The sequence below is a fragment of the Pseudoalteromonas sp. DL2-H2.2 genome (assembly GCF_021532535.1).
Classification (GTDB): Bacteria; Pseudomonadota; Gammaproteobacteria; order Enterobacterales; family Alteromonadaceae; genus Pseudoalteromonas; species Pseudoalteromonas rubra_A.
Genome location: NZ_JAKGBD010000008.1, coordinates 1 through 19,365, shown reverse-complemented (window position 1 = coordinate 19,365; position 19,365 = coordinate 1). Strand labels below are relative to the sequence as shown.

7 protein-coding genes are annotated in these 19,365 nt (G+C 48.4%); 2 read left to right on the top strand and 5 right to left on the bottom strand.

The genetic code is table 11. The features are described from left to right. Window positions 1–304: 304 nt before the first annotated feature. Both L1285_RS14365 and L1285_RS14360 read left to right on the top strand, forming a co-directional pair. Window positions 305–1,066 carry a hypothetical protein gene (locus tag L1285_RS14365; protein WP_235412900.1) on the top strand — a complete coding sequence of 254 codons (762 nt, stop codon included), beginning with the start codon at window positions 305–307 and terminating at the stop codon, window positions 1,064–1,066. A 151-nt stretch (window positions 1,067–1,217) separates the two neighbouring features. Next, window positions 1,218–1,961: a substrate-binding periplasmic protein gene (locus L1285_RS14360; RefSeq protein ID WP_235412899.1), complete on the top strand. Its 744-nt coding sequence runs from the start codon at window positions 1,218–1,220 to the stop codon at window positions 1,959–1,961. On the opposite strand, the gene L1285_RS14355 is transcribed toward L1285_RS14360, so the two are convergent. The 5 genes from L1285_RS14355 to L1285_RS14335 form a co-directional block, all read right to left on the bottom strand. Continuing rightward, window positions 1,954–2,892: a class I SAM-dependent methyltransferase gene (locus L1285_RS14355; RefSeq protein WP_235412898.1), complete on the bottom strand. Its 939-nt coding sequence runs from the start codon at window positions 2,890–2,892 to the stop codon at window positions 1,954–1,956. The two genes, L1285_RS14360 and L1285_RS14355, sit on opposite strands and share 8 nt — an antisense overlap. A 122-nt stretch (window positions 2,893–3,014) precedes the next feature. Beyond that, entirely contained in the window at window positions 3,015–7,934 is a 4,920-nt protein-coding gene (locus L1285_RS14350) for a hypothetical protein (RefSeq protein ID WP_235412897.1), read from the bottom strand. A 15-nt stretch (window positions 7,935–7,949) separates the two neighbouring features. After that, entirely contained in the window at window positions 7,950–8,276 is a 327-nt protein-coding gene (locus L1285_RS14345; RefSeq protein ID WP_235412896.1) for a hypothetical protein, read from the bottom strand. Between the two features lie 149 nt (window positions 8,277–8,425). Continuing rightward, window positions 8,426–10,099, bottom strand: coding sequence for an O-antigen ligase family protein (locus tag L1285_RS14340; RefSeq protein ID WP_235412895.1), 1,674 nt, complete (start codon window positions 10,097–10,099; stop codon window positions 8,426–8,428). Window positions 10,100–10,357: 258 nt separating this feature from the next. Next, on the bottom strand, window positions 10,358–19,365 hold a 9,008-nt coding region (locus tag L1285_RS14335), incomplete at its 5' end, for an Ig-like domain-containing protein (protein WP_268836081.1).

Genomic DNA, 19,365 nt, shown 5'->3' with positions numbered 1-19,365 from the left:
ACTACTCCTGTGGCTAAATTATTTTTATGTTATGTCATTGTTGTTCTGGCAGACACGTCTGTATTTGGAAAATACAGCATCCTAAACACGCTTCATTAATCAAGGCTTAACGCTTACCATTTTGGTGTAAAAATATCATCAGCCTGTTTATCTGGCTCTGCAAGGTGGCAATATCCCAACAAAACACCAAAACGTTTGTTTTAAAAACCAGTTTGTTTGTTTAAAAATGTAAAACATCATTTTTTATTTTGCAGTTCGTGATTAGAATGGGGCCAGTTATGATCCCAACCTGTAAGGGAAGACAATGAATACTTTACGATTTTCTATGCTTGCGCTGGCATGCTCCACACTGCTGGCATGCTCAAATGAAACCACTGACTCAGAGAATGTAAAAACAGAGGCAATCTGGTCTAAAATTTACGTGACCACAACTGGCGAAACGTCGCGAGTGATTGCCGAGCTTAACATTGATGGCCCAACGGGTAACAATATCAGGTTGACTGCCAATGATAAGCTCGTCGCAAAGGCGGGCAATGTCAGCCAGGTGATGAGTGAAGATGAAGCGCTATTCGACGTGGATTACCGCGCTATTTTTGATACAACCTCAGGTGGCACTCAGTTTACAGTTGATTTCACCAGAGCGTCTGAAAACAAAACGCTGACCACAACTATGACCTTACCTCGTCCGTTCGAGATTATCACGCCACAAAAAAACCAGTCCTATTCAGTCAATGACGAGCTAATCCTAGCCTGGACCCCAGGTACGGAAGGTGACACTCGCTTTGAGAGCAAACTGACAATTGAATGTAAGAAAAACGACGGTGACAGCATTTTCGTCAATGTGAACAACGAGCAGCTGACTGATGATGGAACCCAGATTTTCGACTTGAGCACCATTGAAGAGCTAAAAAATACCGCTATCAATACCCGTCAGGAATGTAGTGCAGAATTCTATCTTGCCCGCACCCGCCAGGGCAGCGTTGACTCAGGCTATGCAAACGGCAGCTCGGCAAAAGCGGTGCAGGAACGTTATTCTGATAAGTTTGAAATTCGCCTGAGAAACTAACGCCCGTCCATATGGCGTGCGGTTCGCTCAGGCTGCACGCAATTCCCACTATGAGCACAGTGTTCCCTTATCAGGTGGTCTGAGGTGATGAGCTGGATTTTTGTCTGCAAACACGGCAAACTGCGGGTTTTAGGCTGTTAACAGAGTATCTATGCGTTTTGCGTTGTTGTTCACCCTTTTTGTTGCTTTGATACCCTTTGTTGGCCATACCACAGCGATACGCTTCGTTGCGGAAGACTTGCCTCCTTATCATTACCTGGACAAACAAGGCAAACCCACCGGAGCATTGGTTGAAATTGCAGAGCACTTACTCACCGAGACCGGGTTACAGGGCCATATCGAGATCATGCCAATGGCACGTGCACTGCACGAAATGCGAGAAAGAGACAATACTCTATTGCTGTCATGGCTAAAAACACCTGAGCGCGCACAAAATTATCGCTTTCTGGGCGTAATGTGTCATGTTCAGGCCTACTTAATTGGTCTCAAAGAGCGCGCCTTTTCACTCAAAGATTTAAATAGCGCCAGAGCACATCGTGTTAGCACTATTCGCGGCTATTACAGTGAACGATTTTTGCGTGCAGCGGGGTTCTCTGAAGAGCATGAGCTGGTGCTGGTGTCACATTACCAAACGTTATGGCACATGCTGTTTAAGGGCCGCACTGATCTGGTGTTGACCAATGCCCAGACAATAAACAAAGAACTCAATGCGCTGGGGCTACCTGCAGAGCAGGTTGAGCGCAAGATGGTGGTGCCCAATTTTCCCTCAGAGCTGCATCTGGCAGCCAGCTTAAGCTTTGAGCCACAACGGGCAGATCTGTTGAAGCATGCCCTGGCTCAGCTCAAAGCAACGGGAAAATATCAACAGATCCTTGCAAAGTGGCAACTTAATTAGTCTTATTCGTACTAAACACCAGGCACTTCAAGTTGCTGTCTTCATCAATGTCGGGGAATTCTGGCGGGTTTGGTAACCGGGTATCGAATTGCATTTGTGGCGCTTCTCTGGCCATTTCATCAATTAAAAATTGCGCGCTCACTTGCGGTGAGTTAACGCATGCCAGCACGACTCCCTGCTCGGTTAACAAATCCTCCAGACGTCTTAAGATCCGCTGATAATCCTTGGTCAGGGCAAAGCTTCCCTTCTGAAAACTGGGCGGATCAATAATGATCAAATCATACGGCCCAAGTTTTTTCACTTTCCCCCAGGATTTAAACAACTCATGCCCCAGAAAGGAGACTTGGCTTAAATCGTGCCCATTCAGTTGGTGATTGACTTTCCCCTGTTTTAAAGCCGCCTTAGACATATCGAGATTGACGACATGATCCGCGCCCCCTGCCAAAGCCGCAACTGAGAAACCACAGGTATAAGAAAACAAATTGAGGATACGTTTGCCTTTTGCCTGGCTTTTCACCCATTGCCGACCCAGGCGCATATCCAAAAACAGCCCCATATTTTGTTTGGCGCCCAAAGACAAGCCAAACTTCAAGCCTTGTTCGCTGACAACGGGCATAGCCGACAAGGTACCATGCACAACATCTATGGGGGAGCCATTGGCATACCTGTGTTGCAGCAAAACCGAGGATACTTGCTCAGTCCACCCCTGAGATTCAATGAGTATCAGTAACTCAGATTTGAGCGATTCAACCCACTGTGGTTCATGTTCTTTGAATAGGGAAACAAGCAGCTGCCCCTGTAACCAGTCGACCGTAACGTGCTCAAGCCCGGGGTAACTGCGACCCCGACCGTGAAAGAGGCGGTAAATTTCATTCGTGAGAGTCTGTTTCGAAAGGTGTTGTAATAGGGTGGAAAGTGGCGCGTCGGTCATTTAATTTAAGTATTTTTCAATATTGGCCCTTATTTTACTTGGGTTTGCTGGTTTGATGCAAATAACATAAAAAAGCCCGACTAAATTAGCCGGGCTTGCGTGTTATTGCGCTTGTTCACACATTACTGTTTTACACAATAAAGGCGCGCTTTTAAGCTACAACTCATGCTCGTGTTTTGTAACCAAGTACTAGACTTAGAACCCACTAATCCCGTCATGGCCTCTGAAGACGAGTACATATCAACTGCCCCGGTACTCCTCCAGTTACTACATGCGTTCCACCGGTCCGAACCGCCAGAACCTGTCGTGTTCGTCCAAACACGTGAACCTGACACATCATTACCCTTTTCATCAAATAAAATTTCAGATAGCAAAGTGGATGACAGGCCCCCTCTGGAGTTAGCCACTAAGTCACCATTGATGTTGTAAACTTTTGAAGTTGAATCAACTGAGCTGTAAAAACCATCTAATAGCGCTTTGTAGGTGCCAGAAGGTGCAATGGAGTCAACATCGTTCGCAAGAGAGTTACAGATGCTATCTGCGCCACTGATCCCTCCAAGGTTTCCATTATATTCGGTACTCGTCACAAATATTACGTTTTTCCTAGTGACTTCATTGCCTTTAATCAACAATGACCAACGCTCTTTATCTATCATTGGCGACTTTATTGAGCTGGATCCAGCAATATCTTGACTAGCTACATAAAGGTCATTGCTAAACTCTACGCGTGCTACCTCTCCGGTCTGATAAGCATGTTCTGAAGACCAGGTAAGCTTAGCTGGCGTAAATTTAAGGGTAGAAGCCAGGGCCGTTAGCATATCAGCCTGGTTAGCTTTACTTGCCAGTGCAGTATTAACATCACTCTGGTTTGCTTTGGTCGCCAGCGCTGTATTGACGTCGCTCTGATTTGCTTTGGTCGCCAGCGCAGTATTAACGTCGCTCTTGTTTGCTTTGGTCGCCAACGCTGTATTGACATCGATCTGATTTGCCTTGGCTGCCAATGCCGCCGTAACGTCGCTCTGGTTTGCTTTGGCTGCCAGTGCGGTATCAACATCACTCTGGTTTGCCTTCGCTGCCAATGCCGTTGTTACATCACTTTGGTTTGCTTTGCTTGCCAGTGCGGTATCAACATCACTCTGGTTCGCCTTCGTGGCCAGTGCCGTTGTTACATCGCTTTGGTTTGCCTTGGCTGCCAGTGCTGTATCAACATCGCTTTGGTTTGCTTTGCTTGCCAGTGCCGTATCAACATCGCTTTGGTTTGCTTTGCCTGCCAGTGCTGTATCAACATCACTCTGGTTCGCTTTTGCTGCCAATGCCGTATCAACATCGCTTTGGTTTGCTTTGGCTGCCAGTGCTGTATCAACATCACTCTGGTTCGCTTTTGCTGCCAATGCCGTTGTTACATCACTTTGGTTTGCTTTGCTTGCCAGTGCTGTATCAACATCACTTTGGTTTGCTTTGCCTGCCAGTGCTGTATCAACATCGCTTTGGTTTGCTTTGCTTGCCAGTGCAGTATCAACATCGCTTTGGTTTGCTTTGGCTGCCAGTGCTGTATCAACATCACTTTGGTTTGCTTTTGCTGCCAGTGCCTGATTAAACTGTGTTTCTGTAACATAGTTGGTCAACACTTGGGTTACATCCGAGCTTAGTACAAACGAGGTGAAATCGGGCAGCTCTGTACGTTTAACCAGCTGTTCAACGTCGTAATCAACTCCCTTAGCCAGAATAGACCAGGGTTGTTGAACATTGCCCTCTGAATCCATTGGCGGCACACCCACCACTTCCTGGGTGGCGATAAACGCACTGCCCATATAACTAATCACATCTCCAACCAAGTATTCGGTGGTCAGCAGATAGCCTGAAGCATTAAAGTTTATGCCAGCTGAACCTTTCGCTACCAGCAGTTGCCAGCGCTGTGTATCCTGCTCAGGAGACAAATTAACACCATCCGTTTCTGTAATAGCTGTTGATGCTATATATGCGCTGCCCTGGAAGGTAACGACATCGTCAACCTGATAACCAGATTGTGCATTCCAATCACCCTTAACTTGCAGCCCTTTTGCACCAGGCGCGCCATCTTTACCAGGTTCGCCATCTTTACCTGGGGCACCGTCAACACCGTCTTTGCCAGGTGCGCCATCTTTACCCGGGGCACCGTCAACACCGTCTTTACCTGGTGCGCCATCTTTACCCGGGGCACCGTCAACACCGTCTTTGCCTGGTGCGCCATCTTTACCCGGAGCACCGTCAACACCATCTTTACCGGGCGCGCCATCCTTGCCGTCCAGACCATCTTTACCAGGCATACCAGACCCCACGCCAGCAAACAGCGATAGCCAGTCAGGGGACAATGCTGGAGCAAGGTTAACCGTTCCTGATTCCTCGGTCGTCAGTATGTCTACACGTGCGATATAAGCCTGCCCTTCGTGCACGACCACGTCATCCATGCTGTAGGCTGATTCAGCTGACCACTCGCCTTTGACTGTCAGGCCCCGGTCACCTTTGTCACCTTTGTCACCCTTTTCTCCTTTATCGCCTTTTTCGCCTTTGGCACCTGGATCCCCTTTTTCACCGCGTTCACCTTGTTCTCCGCGGTCTCCTTTATCACCTTGGTCACCTTTGGCACCAGGGTCACCCTTTTCACCGCGTTCACCTTGTTCGCCGCGGTCACCTTTGTCGCCTTTCTCGCCTTTGGCTCCTGGATCACCTTTTTCGCCGCGCTCACCTTGTTCGCCGCGATCACCTTTGTCGCCTTTTTCGCCCTTATCGCCTTGGTCACCTTTTTCGCCGCGTTCGCCTTGGTCGCCTTGGTCACCTTTATCGCCTTTTTCTCCTTTGTCGCCTTGGTCACCTTTTTCGCCGCGTTCGCCTTGTTCGCCTTGGTCACCTTTATCGCCTTTTTCTCCTTTGTCGCCTTGGTCACCTTTTTCGCCGCGTTCGCCTTTTTGACCGTCCACACCATCCTGACCTGGTAAACCATCTTTACCATCAATACCATCTTTACCGTCAAGACCATCTTTACCAGGCAAACCTGATCCTACACCAGCAAACAGTGACAACCAGTCGTTGGAAGCAGACGGCGCGTCATTCACCGAGCCTGATTCCTCAGTAGCAATGATATCCACCCTTGCAATATATGCTTGTCCTTCATGAACAACCACATCGTCGGCTTTGTAGGCAGACTCTGCGGACCAACTGCCTTTAATGGTCAGGCCACGGTCACCTTTGTCACCTTTTTCACCTTGCTCGCCTCGGTCACCTTTTTCACCTTGCTCGCCTCGCTCACCCGGGTCACCTTTCTCGCCGCGATCGCCTTTTTCACCTTGCTCACCTTTGGCACCTTGCTCGCCTCGCTCACCCGGGTCTCCTTTCTCGCCGCGATCGCCTTTTTCACCTTGCTCGCCTTTGGCACCCTGTTCACCTTTCTCGCCAGCATCGCCTTTCTCGCCTCGGTCGCCTTTTTCACCTTGCTCGCCTTTGGCACCTTGTTCACCTTTCTCGCCAGCATCGCCTTTCTCGCCTCGGTCGCCTTTTTCACCTTGCTCACCTTTGGCACCCTGTTCACCTTTCTCGCCAGGATCGCCTTTCTCGCCTCGGTCGCCTTTTTCACCTTGCTCACCTTTGGCACCCTGTTCGCCTTTCTCGCCAGACTCGCCTTTCTCGCCTCGGTCGCCTTTTTCACCTTGCTCGCCTCGGTCGCCTTTTTCACCTTGCTCACCTTTCGCGACGAGCCGTAGCCAGCTTTCTGTTGCAACTTCGGGTGATAAGTTGATGCTTCCGCTCTCTTGTGTTGACGCAATATTTGCGATAGCAATGTAGGCACTCCCATTTAGTACGACGACATCGTCGATGGAATAAGCCAATTCCTCTGACCAGGCACCGCGAATTTGTAGCCCTTTCTGACCTTTTTCACCCTGCTCGCCTTTTTCACCCTGCTGGCCAGGTTCACCTTGCTCACCTTTTTCACCTTGCAGGCCAGATTCACCTTGGTCACCCTTCTCACCTTGCTTGCCAGGCTCGCCTTGTTCACCTTTTTCGCCTTGCTGGCCAGGCTCCCCCTGCTCACCTTTTTCACCGCGCAGGCCAGGTTCACCCTGTTCGCCTTTTTCCCCATCGGCTCCGTCACGACCATCAGCGCCATCTTTACCGTCTGCTCCGGCCTCACCTTGCTCGCCTTTTGCAACCAGTTGCAACCACTGCGCTGCAACATCTGGCGATGGATTTGCGTCGCCACCCTCTTCTACGGCAGCGACATCTGCAATAGCAATGTAAGCGCTACCATTGAAGCTAACTAAATCGTCAACGACGTAGGCAGCAAGCTCTGCCCAGGCACCTTTAACCTGAAGACCTTTGTCGCCTTTTTCACCCTGGTCGCCTTTTTCACCCTGGTCGCCTTTTTCACCCTGGTCGCCTTTTTCACCCTGGTCGCCTTTTTCACCCTGGTCGCCTTTTTCACCCTTAGCACCATCAAGGCCATTCGCTCCTGGGGCACCATCTTGACCATCGACTCCGTCTTTGCCGTCAACACCATCTTTACCGTCAACACCATCACGGCCATCTGCGCCAGGCTCTCCTCTCAAGCCGGTAGTAGAACCAACCCATTCACCGTTTTCATTGATCACAGGGATCCCGGCAACGGAAACTTGAGTCGCATCAACTGCCCCTTTCACCGAACCAGACACATCAGCGTAATATGCACTAGGGACTGCGTCGATACGTAATCGGGGAGACATTTCAATATCGTCTCCGACTTTAATGCCAAGCTCTAATTCCGTATTTTGAAAAATAGCGGCATCAATGTCGTTGTTTTCGCCGAGGCGGACACTATATTGACCGTCTACAACCTGAACTTCTCTGACTTCCTGCCACAAACTTTGTTCATTGGCATACAGTGTAAATGTGATGGTTAAAGTATCATTGACGACCTCTTGTGTATTTGAATTGGTCAATGTACCTTGGTGATTTAGTTGTGCTGAAATTGCAGGCATAGATATCGCACTGGCAGCAGCAATCATTGCGGCTAACGCATTAACTTTAAACATAATTTCCCTTAAAAGTTAGTCTAGAGCGGTTTGAGCATTGTCTAATTGGAAGTTGTTGGAGCTTGCTTTTTGAGTCACGATGACTGTTGAAGCTTTTAGATCGTGACGGCCAGAAGAAGCGCTTTGTATTACGGGCTGGGCTTGTGCCGTTTGAGACACTGTGTGAATTGCTTTACCGGGAGTAGGCTTCGGCTCTGGATTAGGTTTTGACGTGACGGGCTTATCAACACTTGTACCCTGATCACCAGTTTGTACTGAATCTTTACTGTCCCCTGAACCACATGCAGAAAGCGAGGCAGCCATAACAATCACCAACAATAGCGATGGAATTTCCTTCGTCATTTTCTTCGTCCTGAATTAAGTATTATTTTTAAAATTGGAACTATAGCAGGTCCATACTACGAGAGAAGTCTATCAACTCATTTCTACACAAACAACTTTTTTTTATTGTTTTACAAAAGCTTAATGAGAAATAAACTACCCACCCAATGTCATTCAAGGAAAGAGGGCTGCTCCAACTTTTTCTGTGCATCGGCTCTTAACTCATGAGCGCGGGCTAGTTCAGGGTAAAATGTCAACAGAAAGTCTAACCGCTCCAAAGCCCCAGCGTAATTTTGCTGCATTATCATGAGCTCTGCAGCCGCGAGGAGCCCACTTGTATGATAGGGATATAACGGTAAGAATTTCTCAATTGCATTTAACGCCTCTTCATGGTCTTTGTAGAAATACCTCTGAAGCATGTAATAATCATAGAGTGCTTTGCTATCGTAAGGGTTTAGTGTAAGACTGCGTTGCATGTATAACTGGTTTGCAGACACATATCCATGATGGGCATAGTAATTAGCCAGATGATTTGATGTAAAAACCCCCAAATATAAAACGAGTAAGACAGCAAGGTATCCAAACCTGAGCACTTTCATACCCGTTGTATTTTCTTCAATTAACTCCTTATTTCTGTACAGTACAAAAGAGAGCAAAAGTATTGCGAAAAACAAACTTGCCGGAGTCAGGAAGAGCGCAGTAAACATCGAGTGGAACACAGTAGAAACCACAGCAACAAGTAACCACCTATCTGTCTGATTACCTTTGTAAGCATTCACCATTGACTTAAACAGCAGCAAGGCAAGTATTGAAGAAAAAATGAGCCCACCAAGCCAACCTGTTTCACTTAAAAACTTCAGTGCTATGTTATGTGGCGTTCTGAGGATCCGATTTTCCCCCGCCATGGGCGACGCCTCATCAGTACCAAGCTTTGCAAATTTGGGGTGAATATACTCAAAATTATTGACTCCTACCCCAAAAGGTTTATTGAGGAGCATATCAAACGTATTGACAAACAACGCCTCTCTCCCTGTATTCAGGTCCTTTATACTTTGCAGTTTGGCATTCAACCTTCCTCCTAAATAACTATCTACCTGGCTGTACGCAATGCTTCCAGCTATTAAACTGACTGTTATTGTGAGATAGATTAGTGCTTTACCCTTGAGTTTGCCAAATACAAGCAAGAAAAGAACTGCTTCGCCGAGCAGCAACCCAAGTATCGTGCCGCGAGTACCGGACTCGAGCAACGCACAAATACAGATGATAAAAGACAAGAAACCAATGACAGAGCGCGCATTTAATTTTCCCTGATACAAGATCGCAGCAATGAGCACCGGCAACCAAATATTGAGCACTTGCCCCAGGTTATTTTTGAATCCAAATGTAGAAAATGCCGTTACATGAACTAAATCGTAATCGTTTATCCGCGATTCAATATAAAATAGCGAGAAAACCACTGAAGAATAGATAACAATATCAAAGAGCAGTTTGACACCATACCGGTGCCATATGTGTTTAAACAGAAGGTAACCAAGCAGCACGCTCCCTAAGTACCTAAGAATAAACACTACACCTTCATAAGGATTCACTGCATATGTTAATGAAACAAGCATTAGGAGTAATAAACCAATGCAAAGCCAGCCAATTCGGCTAATTTCAATATCAACCCTTTGAATAAATGCATAGGTAAGAGTAGTGCAAATAAAAAGGTCGAATACTATCCACTTAGGAGCATCAAACTTATAGTAGAAAACATCCCACGACACTGAAGAGATTAGGACTGAGGCCAGAATAGTTAAACAGCCAAACAAGGAGACGTTAAGATTTATTCCATTACTTTGCAAAATTACACTCCATTTCTACAACCAGCCTGGACAGAATATGCTAATTATTTATGCTGACTGTAGATTATACCGGTACTTATCGGAAGGACTCTAACATAGTCGCTGACTGAAATGTATCGTTATGAAGTGCCGAATGTAGAATTTATGGTTGGAATAAGTCACAGGGCATCTAGACTATTTAATAGAGCTCCCCTTTTCTTTTGTACAAAGGAAAAGGGATTGGACAAACAGCCCAATCCCAATCAGTTTAAAATCGGGTTAGAATCTCAGGCTAATCCCGGCCGATATCTCATTGATAGCATTTTCACTTAAGTTGTAGTAACTGTAGCTCACATTAACAGACGTATTTTCCAGAACATCATATCCGAGCGTTAAGCCGCCATAAGCACTGGTTCCTTCTTTTTCATATTGCAGCAAGTGCTTACTATTACGTGTGCTGTCAATCTGATATTTCCAGTCGAACGCTCCAAGAAACAAGGCCGCACTAAAGCGCTCATAACGCAGCACTTCAAATCCGGATTGCAACGCGAAGCCCTCTGGTAATACCGGTGTTGCTCGAGCTGCCAGCTCATGTATTGTATCTGGCGTAAGAGACTGGCCGGTTAACTCAAGACGCCCCTGACCCAAGTCTATATAACGTAGCCCTACTTCCCACTTCGGCATTAGCTCGTAAAAAGCACCAGCCGACCAGGACTCACTAGTGTCATCTACTGCACCGACTGTCAGCCCGCCAACAGAAGCAGGCGCCTGATAGTCAGCCTCAGCCTGCCCCACGGCTGCCTCTACTCGCCACTGCTGGGCCAATACCGGATTGGCCAATAAACAGCTCGTAGTAAGCAGTGTATAGGCTGGCAATTTACTATTACGACGACGTAGAATTAATGCCGACATCATTATCACTAACAATCCTCCCAGACCACCCGAAGATGTATTTTCCACACTCACAGTTTGATAAGCAGAGACGGTTATCTTGACTATGCCCTGACTGACAGCGCCTTTACTGTCCCTCACCTGATAGATAATGACATCTTCTCCAGAGAAACCCAGTTTAGGTTCGTAGGTCAGCGTGCCATCAATGTTCACCGTTGCCTTACCATGTGTTGCCACCGCACTGACAAGGAATAATTCATCACCATCCGCATCTGTGTCATTGGCCAAAACATCAATAACTAAGCTTGTTTTATCATCCGTGGTAGCGACATCCAGCATAGCAGTGGGTGCTTTATTAACGGTCAAATTGACAATAGCCTGACTATTAGATGTACCACCCTGACCATCAGAAATACTATATTGGATGGTCGCAACACCTACGAAGGTGGCAGGTGGTGTATAAACCAGTTTATTATCTACGATCCGTACAGAGCCAAAGTCAACCGTCGCGCCAGTAATGGTCAAAACATTACCATCTGCATCAGTGTCATTTTCCAGCGCATCTATGGTGATTTGCTGGCCTGCTGCAATTGTAACCTCATCTGCAACAGCCACTGGTAAAGTATTACTGGTTCTTTGCACCGCAATACCACCTGGGTCTACGACACTGCGATTGGCGATGCCATCATCGTCATTTGGTCCACCATCAACAATTTGTAATTGCACACACCAGTCACCTTCGGTCAGCCCTTGTGTCCACTCATTGCTGCCTGGAGGTGGACAGTAACCGGGCTCTCCTGTCGCCGACAATATGGCGTTGCCATCGGCTACAACAAAGTCGACCCACTCATTATTTTTGAGTTTACGGTAGAGTGCATTTGCAGGGATCGGTCTGCGCTGAGGTATTACGATAGTATATGTATCACCCGCCTGCGGCAGCCCTGTCGCGATAAAGTCAAATAGCCCGCCAATGTTAATTGCATTCTCATCAGCAGGGAGTTCGTTTTCGAGCAACTGAACACCACCAGTCTCATTTTGCGCCACGGTTGCACCTTTACGCAGGCAGACACCCGGTTCACCTTCAACCAGGAATTGAGCAGACTCCGCAGCTTGCTCCTGCATGACGTTACATTCGGTGATCGCATCCTGGAAGTCAGGTATACCATCGTCATCCGAATCGGCGTAGCCTTCCTCGTCGTCAGGGATCAAGTCTCCGTCTGTATCGACTTGCGTAAGCGCCTGCAGCTCGGCAACCACCTCAAGATAGATGTCTCTTCTTGAAGAGAGACTAGGCTGAGCATCGTCCGTTGCCGTCACGGTCAACTGGTAAATTCCCTCTGCCAGCCCAGAGGTGCTGAATACAAAAGTATTGTCGTCTGCACTTTGATTGACCAAGGTATTATCAGCCGAATTCCAGCTTAATGTTACATTATCCTGCGGATTTGCATCTCTGGCAGTTGCAGTCACAGTAACTAATTCATCGTTGATAGAAAGCAACGAACGGGTTTCGCCCGCCTGAGTCACTTTAACAGACACTTTAGGTGCGACATTTTCTTCAACAATAGTCACTGTCGTGGACGACTTTGCCCCTCGGTTTAGCGAATCTGCCAACGTGATAACGATGTTTTCGTTACCCTCAAGGACCCCATCACCGAACACGTTGAAATTAATTTGACCGGATGTACCAGACTCAATCACCACCTGACCGTCAGCTAAATCATGATCTGCAGCATCGGCAGTCCCTGAGACGGTATATGGGATTGTCACCGGATAACTCGGTGCCAGACCATTTAGGAAGACACTCACTGTATGGCTTTGCTCTTCCGCAACCTCACTGTTTTTCTCCAGTGACACAAGTGGATTAACAAACACATTTTGCGTTGCGATGGACTGAGCTCCCTGGCTATCCGTTGCTTCCCAGTACACAAAGTGCGTACCCGGTGCGAACAGAGTTGTACCATCAACAAGAGACACAGGAATAGTATTCCCATTACCATCTACAGCCGTTGCCGTACCCAATGGCACCTTGGTAAATAACCCTGTTGCATTGGCTGTTACGTCAGTTGGGACTGTGATAACAGGAAGCGTCGTTACCGGTGCGGAGTTGATCTGCACCTGAGCTGTAGCCTTACTACGTGCCTTTTGACTGTCCTCTATTAAATAATTAACGACTATTAAGCCTTGGGTATCTGCCTGAGCCACATAAAATAGTGTACCGTTAGCAATCGAGACACTGCCAACCGAAGCTCTGGCACCCACAATTCTCAGTACATCTCCAGCATCGGCATCAGTGTCATTGGCTAACACATCAAGCGTGTAGGTATTGTTGGCCTGCGGTTCGAAAACAAAGCTATCGTTCACTGCGACCGGCAGATCGTTAACTGCGTTAATGGTGATCTTCACTTCGCCTGCAGCAGAGTCCAGGCTACCATCGTTGGCAATGTAGCTGAAACTATCCAGGCCATTGAAGTTGCCAAACGGCGTATAGGTGAAAGTATTACCTTGCAGCACCAGTAAACCACTCACAGGCTGACGCTCAATGGAGACTGTGACACTATCGCCATCCTCGTCCGACGCGTCCGCCACAAAGCTGGTTGTGCCATCTTCATTGACCACCACATCCATATTGTTCGCAACTGGCTGGTTGTTCACAAACTGAACTGCAATCTCTAATGGGCTCAAAGAAGCCTGTTCAACCCCATCAGTTACACTGATCACAATATTGCTATACACGCCCTCGTCATCTCTACCCGGCGTGCCAGATAGCGTGCCCGTTGCAGTATCAAACTGAGCCCATACAGGCAAGTTAGAAATCGCAAATGTCAGCGCATCTCCATCAGCATCAGAAGCCTGCGGCGTAAAGCTGTACTCAGTGTTGTGGACTACTGTGGTATCTGGCGTGCCAGAAATCACTGGCGCATCATTTACAGCATTAATCGTTAACGACACAGTGGCTGTATTTGAGTCAAGCGCCCCATCATTTGCCATAAAGCTAAAGCTATCTGAGCCATTAAAGTCTGCATTTGGTGTGTACAACCAGGTTGTATCAGACTGCTGCTGCAACGACCCAGACGACACACCAGACACTATGCTGTATGTCAGCGGATCGGCATCTGGGTCGGTGCCATTCAATGTGATCAGCAAAGTGTCGTCTTCATTCAGGGACAATGCTTGCCCCTCAACAACCGGTGCATCATTAATTGGGGTGACGCTCAAGGATACCGTAGCCTCGTTCGATACAGCGCCAGCCTGATCTTTCACGGTATAAGTGAAGCTATCGTTTCCGAAGTAGTTCGTGTTAGCCGTATAGATAATGGTGCCCTGTGCGGTCACTGTAGTTTGGCCATTCTGAGCAGCACTCACAACGGTGACACTACTCAAGTCGAAGCTATCTCCTTCATCCACATCAAAGTCATTGCCCAGCACGTTTACTTCAAACGACCCTTCTTCTTGCAACTCAACGCTATTATTGACTGCTACTGGCGCATCATTCACCGGCGTTAGAGTGACTGTGACTGTCGCAGGTAAGGAAGTAAGCCCTTCGCTATCGGTTAGTGTATAAGTGAAGCTAAAGGTACCCGTTTCATCTTGTTTGGGCGCAATCTCCAAGGTGCCATCGGCCAGAATAGTTACATCTGCTTTTGCATAGCTACCGGCGCCGTTACCTTGGTCTTCCAGTGTGACATTCGCACCATTAAAGCCCTGATCTTCCACATCTGAATCATTAGCAAGGATATCGAGAACAACCGTGATATCTTCATCCGTGGTGACCGCATCATCACCCACCACAGGGCGGTCGTTGATAGCACCAATATTGACAGTAATGCTGGCTGAGGCCGAGGCCAGCCCCTCACTATCTGTAATGGTATAAGTGAAGGTATCTTCACCAGTCTCATTGGTGTTTGGTGCATAGACTAAAGTACCAGCTTCCTGGTCCAGCGTAACCAAACCCAGACTCGGTGCGCTGGTCAGTGTCAGGTCTCCGGTTGGAATGCCATCTTCTATGTCCGTTGCTGCAGCACGTACAGCCAGTGCCGCAGACGGAGTGTCTTCGTCAGTGCTGATCGTTAAGTTTGCAGCAACTGGTGCGTCGTTCACAGGCGTGATTGTCACCACAACCGTTGCCTGCTCGGAGGTGTTGAGCGCGGTATCTGCAACCGTATAAGTAAAGGTATCCTGACCATTCTCATTGGTTGCAGGCGTGTAAGTTGCGATGCCATTAGCAATGGACACAGACCCTTTGCTCGGCGCACTCACAACCACAGCCGAAGCTGCGTTCATATTGCCTTCTGGGTCGCTGTCATTGTCTAGCAGAGCAATTTGTACCGCTGTATCTTCGTTGGTTGTTGCACTGTCGTCAACCGCTGTTGGCGCATCCTCAATCGGGTTAATTGTTAACGATACCGTATGCGTAGCGGAGGCCGCATTTTGTGCATCGGTTACCTGGAAGGTAAAGCTATCGCTGGAGCTCTCCGAACCATCATGCTGATAGTTAAAACTACCATCAGCGTTCAAACTCAGAACACCATGTTGAGGCTGAGAAACCGCACTGGCAGACAAGCTATCGCCGCTATCTAAATCGTCGTCACTCGCGGTGCTGAGTAAGCCCAGCGTCGTAGTTATACTTAGCAACTGTCCTTCATCAAGACCAAAGCTAAAGTCTTGTGCCGTTGGCGCATCATTGGTATTGACCACCTCAATATCAAAGGCGCTTAATGACTGCTGCGCGCTGCCGTCAGACACCGTAATCACGATTTGCGTGTCGGTACCCACATTAGCGTCAGTCGGCGTACCCGATAGTGTACCTGTTGCCGTATCAAAACTTGCCCAGCTAGGTTGATTACTGATAGAGAAAACCAGTACATCACCTGCATCTACATCAGACACTGTTGGAGTGAAGCTATAACTGGCATCTTCATTGACACTGGTCGCTGGTGTACCACTAATTTCAGGCGCATCATTGGTATTAACAACCGTGAGTGAGAACGCAGGCAAGGACGTAGTTGCCGTGCCATCACTCACCGAAATCACTATGTCGTTTACGGTGCCTACATCACTGTTGGTTGGTGTGCCTGACAGCGTACCAGTTTGCGTGTTAAAGCTCGCCCAGGTTGGCTGATTAACAACGCTAAAGGTTAAGTTGTCTCCATCATCATCCGCTGCAACAGGTGTAAAGCTATACGCTGAGTCCTCATTGACCGATGTTGCGGGCGTCCCGGAAATGACCGGTGCGTCATTCACATTCACAACCGTAATTGCAAATGCATCCAGGCTAACGGTTTGTGAGCCATCCGAAACACTGATAACAATGCCCTGATAAGTACCAACATCACTGTTAGCAGGTGTACCGGTTATCTCCCCGGTTGAAGTAGAGAAACTGGCCCACGATGGTAGATTTGTCACGCTAAAGGTGAGTGTGTCACCGCTATCAACATCCGACGCCGTCGGTACAAAGCTATAAACCGTGTCTTCATTCACACTGGTCGCCGGCGTTCCTGAGATAACAGGTGCATCATTGGTATTCGTTACTGTTAATGAGAATGCAGCCAGTGAGACTGTTTCTGTGCCATCACTCACACTAATAACAATATCCGAGGTTGTACCTACATTGTCATTCGTCGGCGTACCTGAGAGCGTACCCGTTTGAGCATCAAAACCTGCCCAGGCAGGCTGATTCGCAATGCTAAAGGTCAGGCTGTCGCCTACATCTACATCACTGGCTGTTGGCGTAAAGCTATATGCCGTGTCCTCACTGACACTGGTTGCAGGTGAGCCAGAAATTGTCGGCGCATCGTTGGTATTAACCACTGTGATATCAAAGGCAGTCAGGCTCACAGTTTCAGTACCATCCGTCGCACTAATCACAATCCCCTGATAAGTAGCAACGTCATCATTCGTTGGCGTGCCCGTTATTGAGCCTGTGGTTGTATCGAAGCTGGCCCACGATGGTAGATTTTGCACACTAAAGGTCAATGTGTCAGCGTCCGCATCCGTCGCGGTTGGGGTAAAGCTGTAGGCGCTGTCTTCGTTAACCTCGGTTGCAGGCGTACCAGAAAGCACTGGTGCATCATTCACCGGAATGACCGTCATAGTGACTGTCGCCTCGTTCGAAACCGCACCGGCCGCATCCGCTACCGTATAGGTAAAGGTATCTTCTCCGGAGAAGTCAGTGTTAGGGGTGTAAATAATTGCACCCGCAGTCGTGACCTGTGTTTGACCACTACTTGGCGCACGAACTACAGTGACGCTTGACGCATCAAAGCTGTCATTTTCATCCACATCGGTGTCATTACCTAACACATTGACTTCAAACGAGCCCTCTTCCATTAACTGCGCAACGTTGTCAACAGCAACTGGCGCGTCATTCACAGGAGTCAGAGTCACTGTCACCGTTGCTGCATCTGAGCTGAGCCCTTCACTGTCAGTCAGTGTGTAAGTGAAGCTAAAGGTGCCAGTCTCGTCTTGTTTAGGTGCTATCTGTAATGTACCGTCTGTTAGTATGCTGACATCTGCTTTGGCATAACTGCCCGCGCCGTTACCCTGATCTTCCAGTGTAACATTTGCGCCATTAAAGCCCTGATCTTCTACATCCGAGTCGTTACTCAGTATGTCTAGCGTCACGCTGACATCTTCATTGGTGGTCACACTGTCATCAGCAACAACTGGACGGTCGTTCACAGCGCCTATGTTTACAGTGACAGTACCAGATTCTGAGGTACTGCCTTCGCTGTCTTTGATGGTATAAGTAAAGGTGTCTGCGCCGGTCTCGTTTGCATTTGGCGTATACACCAAAGTACCAGCTTGCTGATCTATTGCTACGCTCCCTTTTGAAGGTTGCGTGGCAAGAGCAATATCACCCGAGGGCGTACCGTCCTCAATATCGCTAGCACCGGCACGCACAGCAATGGCCTCACTGGCGTTGTCTTCATCAATTGATACAGTGAAGTTTTGCACTGTGGGCTGGTCGTTAACAGGCGTGATGGTCACTGTCACAGTTGCTTCTGCGGATGTATTAAGTGCCGCATCTTTAACCGTATAGGTGAACGTATCCTGGCCCGTTTCATTGGCATTTGGCGTATAAGTTACCACGCCATTAACTATGGTCACAGTTCCTTTGCCAGGCTGGGTCGCGATAGCGGCTGAGGCCTCAACCAAGTCATTTTCTGGGTCGCTGTCGTTGGTCAGCAGGTCGAAAATAACGGCTGTGTCTTCATTCGTCGTTGCTGAGTCATCAACCACAGTTGGCGCATCCGCCACCGGCGTAATTGTCAGCGTCACCGTTTGAGTTGCAGAGCTTACATTGTTACTGTCTGTGACTTGGTAAGTAAAGCTGTCGCTGTGGTTTTCACTACCGTCATGCTGATAGCTGAAGCTGCCATCTGCATTCAGCGTCAACTGACCGTACTGTGGTTGGCTTACAGCACTCGCTGTTAAGGTGTCTCCGCTATCCGTGTCATCGTCCGTGGCAGTGCTTAACAAACCGAGGACCGCTGTTACTGTAAGCGTCGCTTCTTCATCTAACGTGAAGGTAAAGTCCTGTCCAACCGGCGCATCATTGGTGTTTACCACTTCAATGCTGAAGGCTGTCAACGTTGCCTGATCGGTGCCATCCGAGACTGAAATTTGAATATTTGCATGGGTACCAACATCACTATCCGTTGGCGTCCCGGTGAGGGCGCCCGTCGTGGTGCTAAACTCTGCCCAGTCTGGCTTGTTCACAATGCTAAAGGTGTGTGTATCTCCATCGTCCGAATCAGTCAGAGTCGGTGTAAAGCTGTAGGCCTCATCTTCATTTACTGAAGTAGCAGGTGTCCCCGACAGCACTGGCGCAATATTGTACTGCTTAGTCACCGTGGCAGTGACCCCTTCAGAAGCATTGCCCGCTTCATCGGATACAGTCACGGTCAGTGTTAAGGTCCCCTCATTAAGCGTACTCACATCAACGCCCGTTAGCTGTTGGCTACTTGCTGTGATTGTTGTCGCGCTGTTGCTTGAAACAGTATTAGTGCCGTCACTGACCTGATATGTAAATGAACCAGAACCTTCTAAGCCAGATAGGGTAAAGCTGAGTGCCGACTCGTTGTCGCGGTTAATCACGGTTTGGTCGACAGCGACAGACTGGCCTGATGGCGAAACATTATCCAGTGTAATGCTTTGTGTTGCTGCACTAGAGGTATTGCCTGCCGTATCCGCTTGCGTTGCCGATACGGTGAGCGTGCCATTGTTCAGGCCACTGACATCCAGCTCACTGCCACTGAGCGTCCAGTTACCGGAGTTATCGGCGGTCACGGTACGACTGACTGATGAATTGTTATCCGTGATGGTGACGGTCACGCTGTTACCCGACTCAGCGCCAGAACCGGCAATGAGTACATCGTTGTCTTCGGCTGCGTTGA